Genomic DNA, 4138 nt, shown 5'->3' on the forward strand with positions numbered 1-4138 from the left:
GACTGGCTCACGTGAAAGAACATAGTCAAACTGCTTGCTATCGTGGACTGCGGTTACCTTCAGGGCATGCATCGGCGATGAGGCGCCGCATTGCGGCATCATCGTCAATGACAAGAACATGTTTCAACGGCACACCTCGTTTTGGGGGTTGCGCCCCGATCAGGGTTGCATTACCTGAATCTGCAAGCAAAAGGCATGTATTAGTGATGACATTACTTGAAATTGAACAACTGGTTCTCAAAACCCTCAACGCTCTAGTTGCCGAAAAAGTAGAGGTGTCGATGACAACCAGAATGCGGGATCTCGGCCTCGACAGCCTCGACTATAACGAGCTTGCTACGGCGATCGAGAGCCGACTTGGCTGGTTTGTCGACGATTACAAGCTCTGGCAATACGAGTCCGTAAGGCATGTCGCCGACGCCGTCGCCAGTCAGGAGTTGCGCACCGCGGAACCACCAGCAGTGCGACAAGTGCTGGAGTAGTGCTGTAGGCACAGGTTACGGTGAGGGCAGCTTGGGCGGCGGTAGCTATTGCCATTGCTCCGCTGTGGTTTCTATTCGTGACTGGTGTGTTTGAGAACTGTTGGGTCAGCCCGGTCCATGTCGCAGTGCCGATGCCCCCTTGGTGGCGTTGCCCGCAATTGCGATCGCTGCGCCCAGGGCACCAATGCTGACGGTCGTTGTCAGGCCACCCGTTGAATTGTTGTCAGAGGCAACAGTGCCCACCACACCATCCCAATTGGTGGTCGTATAGACCGACATGTAGTCACGGGACACGCTCTCACTATACGTGGTCACGATCGTTGCCGTCGTACCGGTTGGCACGAGGGCCGACCACACTGACAGATAGACCACACCAGAATTGAAGATGCTTTCCACCTGAGCGAGAAGGGTGGCAGCCACACCCCCAATCGTCATACTGTTGACGGTCACTGCACTTTCGGTGTCAGTGGTCTCAGTTGTCACGATGACACGACGATTAGCGTGTGGCGCGACAAGAAGCGGAATGCTGGTGTGGGTGTAAACGGTCGTGGCAGTCGAGTCTTCGTGAGTGCCATTGAAGACCAGATCTATCGGGAACATTTTCTCCCAGACGCCCGAGCTGCGCACATAGACCTGTCGAGCCTTGGTCCAGAGGCTTGAGATTTTCACCCATACGGCGCTAGCCGCCCCCCAGACCTCGGAGGCTTTGACGTAAAGGGCCATTACGGCTGCACCCAGAAATCACCGTCCACGCCGCCAGAAGGGGCAGCGGCCGAGATCGTGACGCTGCGATTTGCCGTCGTGCCGACGCCGAGAAGCGCCTTGGTCTGGGCAATGGACTGCGGTCGACGATAATTGTCCCCGGTGCCGTCACTCGACACGCGACCGACGAAGCTCGTCACAGCGTCGGCACCTGTGGCGTAGGTCGAGCGGTACAAACGCGTCGTGATATCACCAGCGCCATCGCGCTGAGGCGATGAACATGTATGGCGAGAGCAGAACGTTTGGGGCGGGACGAAGAGGTTGCGGAGGGCTGACAAGGTCGAGACGAAGCGTTGCAGGCCTCCCGGCGATCGGACCTCTGCATCATCCGCTCCCGTTTTCGCGGCGGCACATGGGAATTCTCCGCTCCGTTGTTCAACCCCTTGTGCGACCGGTGCTTGACGTCCGGCATCACCTGTCGCTTTGCCGCTCCATACGAGCGCAGCTAGTCGGTGATCATGCGCTTCGGCGCGAGCCCCTGCTTCTTCAACGGCCGCGTCAGCAAGCGCTTGGCGGCCTTGGTGTTGCGGCGGTTTTGCACGATTTCGTCCAGCACATATCCATCCTGGTCGACGGCGCGCCACAACCAAAGCTTTTTGCCGGGCGATGGTGACGCCACTTCGTTCAGGTACCAGACATCATTCCGGCACGGCGGCTTGCGGCGCAAGCAGCGAGCGCAGTCCAGCCCGAACTTAGATGCCCCACCGGCGACTTGTCTCATACGAAACCACGATGCCGCGTTCCAGCAGCATTTCCTCAACCAGGCGCAGGCTCAGCGGAAACCGGAAATAAAGCCAGAGCGCGTGGGCGATAATAGGCGGCGGAAATCGGGGGGCGTGTAGCTGACGGCGGGCGTATTCATGCCCCCCCGGCGTCCATGTCGCAAATCTTGACGATTGCTTTGTGTGTCAAGCCCGCCGCAGGTCTCAATGCGTTCATATGCAGACATTGTGAAAATCGCCCTATTCCGCCTTTTTTTACCGCCCCTTAAGTCCCCCGCTCGCATGCTTGTCGATGCATTGAACTCATAGCCATCGGCCAAGGATTTTGGAAAATATGTTTCCGCTCGCAGCAGAAAACGTGAGAGTCGCTGTAGGCCTAACGTCAAGGGGAGAGAGCGGTTTGATTGGACGAAATGGGTACCGGAGTACCGAGTCATGAAGCCACGAGGTAATCTGGTCCGACTGAAGCAATTTCAGGTGAATGAGAAGCGACGACAGTTGCACCAGCTAGACATCATGATTGCCGATTTCGAACGCATGGCGCGAGAACTGGAGTTCCAGATAAACGCCGAGGAAACGAAGGGCGGCATCTCCGATGTCAATCATTTCGCTTATCCGACGTTCGCCAAGGCCGCTCGCCTACGTCGTGACAACGTCAAGAATTCGCAATCGGACCTTCTGCGGCAGAGAACCGCAGCCGAGCCATGCCTCGCCGAGGCTGAAGCAGAGCTCTCCAAGGCGCAATTGCTAGAATCGCGCAGCGGCAGAGGCCACGACCTCGAACCCGGCAACCGAAGCGCCATGATCGGCTGAGCCGGACGGCTTCAGCGCGCCTCAATTCGCGACACCGACTGGCCGTTGGCGCGCGAGAGGCGTGCGGGCACTGTAAAGATATCAGCGTCTTGATGCAGCGATAGCTGGTCGGGACGGCTGTCATGCTGCGGCGACATACGCGATTTTGCCAGATTTGCATAGCGGCGTTACGCAGGTATGGGGGAAAGTGGAATTGGTTGGCAATCGGATCATCGGTGGAGACGAACCGCTGCCGGCGGACCGGCGCCTGGCGGCAACGCCTGGCGCTTTCGGCGGCGGCGGTAACGGCAAAGCAGGCTGGCCGCGTCGAGGATGAAGCGGCCCCTGCGTGATGCCGTTCTGCTCACGGCCGGGAGACGGGGTCGGCCCCGCCGGCCGGATGCTGCTCGCTTGGCGCGGCACCGTAAAGTCAACCGACAGCTTATGAAGATGTGCTTACATTGGGCCATGTCAGAAGTTGCTCGTGGTCCGCTCTATGGTCGCCACCGCTTTCCCCCGAGATCATTGCGCACGCGGTATGGCTCTACTTTCGCTTTCCGCTCAGCCTGCGCATGGTTGAGGACATGCTGGCGGCCCGCGGCATCATCGTCACGCATCAGACCGTTCGAAGCTGCGCGGAGAAATTCGGACGGCATTTCGCCCAGGAGATCAATATCAGCCGGCTGCCTGGGCGACAAATGGCATCTCGACGAATGTGTCGTGGCTATCAGTGGCAAGAAGCAGTGGCTCTGGCGTGCCGTCGATCAGGACGGCTTCGTCCTCGAAGTGCTGGTACAAAGCCGCCGAAATGCCAAGGCGGCAAAGCGTCTGATGCGCAAGTTGCTGAAAGCTCAAGGGCGGACACCACGGATCATGATCACCGACAAGCTCCGATCCTATGATGCCGCCATGCGCGACCTCTTGCCCGGCGTCGAACACCGGTCGCACACAGGCCTGAATAATCGAGCGGAAAATTCGCACCAGCCGACTCGACGACGCGAAAGGATCATGAAACGCTTCAAGTCGGCACGCCAGCTTCAGCGGTTCGTTTCCATCCATGATCCGATTGCCGACCTGCTCACTTTCCCTGCAATGCGCTGTCATCGGCTCAACATCGAGACCTGCGTAACGCCCCCATGCAAATCTGGAACAAGATCGCGTGTGTCGCCACAGCGTGACAGCCGTCCCGGCCAGCTATCGCGTGCATCAAGCCGCTGAAACTTACAGTGCCGGGCGCGCTGCTACCTGAATTTCCTTACCCGCTCAATCAATGTGACAGCACCGATTCTTCTCAACCGCGGCATGCCCTCAGATCGCCACCTGCGTGCCGATCTCGACCACACGTCCGGTCGGGATCTGGAAATACTCCGTCGCATCGGC

At 58.7% G+C, this 4138-nt stretch carries 4 protein-coding genes and 3 pseudogenes; 4 read left to right on the plus strand and 3 right to left on the minus strand.

Translation table 11 applies throughout. The features are described 5' to 3' along the window. A partial coding sequence (locus tag X730_RS1000000169185; RefSeq protein ID WP_280816377.1) for an acyl carrier protein occupies positions 1-482 on the plus strand: 482 nt, incomplete at its 5' end. A gap of 105 nt (positions 483-587) precedes the next feature. Here X730_RS1000000169185 and X730_RS135450 read toward each other — a convergent pair. From X730_RS135450 to X730_RS01000000165090, 3 genes and pseudogenes are all read right to left on the minus strand, one after another. Then, positions 588-1205, minus strand: a complete 618-nt coding sequence (locus X730_RS135450) for a hypothetical protein (protein WP_023827881.1) — start codon at positions 1203-1205, stop codon at positions 588-590. Further along, on the minus strand, positions 1205-1384 hold the full coding sequence (locus X730_RS135445) for a hypothetical protein (RefSeq protein WP_031197541.1): 180 nt from the start codon (positions 1382-1384) through the stop codon (positions 1205-1207). The genes X730_RS135450 and X730_RS135445 overlap by 1 nt, the downstream gene beginning before the upstream one ends. Further along, positions 1381-2059: pseudogene (locus X730_RS01000000165090) on the minus strand (IS6 family transposase). Before X730_RS01000000165090 ends, X730_RS135445 begins: the two are co-directional and overlap by 4 nt. A gap of 342 nt (positions 2060-2401) precedes the next feature. Here X730_RS01000000165090 and X730_RS135440 point away from each other — a divergent pair. From X730_RS135440 to X730_RS1000000167275, 3 genes and pseudogenes are all read left to right on the plus strand, one after another. After that, positions 2402-2779 carry a hypothetical protein gene (locus X730_RS135440; protein ID WP_023690673.1) on the plus strand — a complete coding sequence of 126 codons (378 nt, stop codon included), beginning with the start codon at positions 2402-2404 and terminating at the stop codon, positions 2777-2779. A 197-nt stretch (positions 2780-2976) separates the two neighbouring features. Continuing rightward, a pseudogene (locus X730_RS1000000167270) lies at positions 2977-3176 on the plus strand (DUF1403 family protein); the annotation flags it as partial. Between the two features lie 50 nt (positions 3177-3226). Further along, positions 3227-3976 (plus strand): annotated as a pseudogene (locus X730_RS1000000167275) (IS6 family transposase). Positions 3977-4138 lie beyond the last annotated feature (162 nt).

Origin of the sequence: Mesorhizobium sp. L103C131B0, assembly GCF_000502275.1 — a bacterium.
Lineage (GTDB): Bacteria > Pseudomonadota > Alphaproteobacteria > Rhizobiales > Rhizobiaceae > Mesorhizobium.

What these genes read in the sequence shown, in the direction of transcription:
- X730_RS135450 (WP_023827881.1), bottom strand. Translation starts at nt 1,205, where the DNA reads ATGGCCCTTTACGTCAAAGCCTCCGAGGTCTGGGGGGCGGCTAGCGCC.
- X730_RS135440 (WP_023690673.1), top strand. Translation starts at nt 2,402, where the DNA reads ATGAAGCCACGAGGTAATCTGGTCCGACTGAAGCAATTTCAGGTGAAT.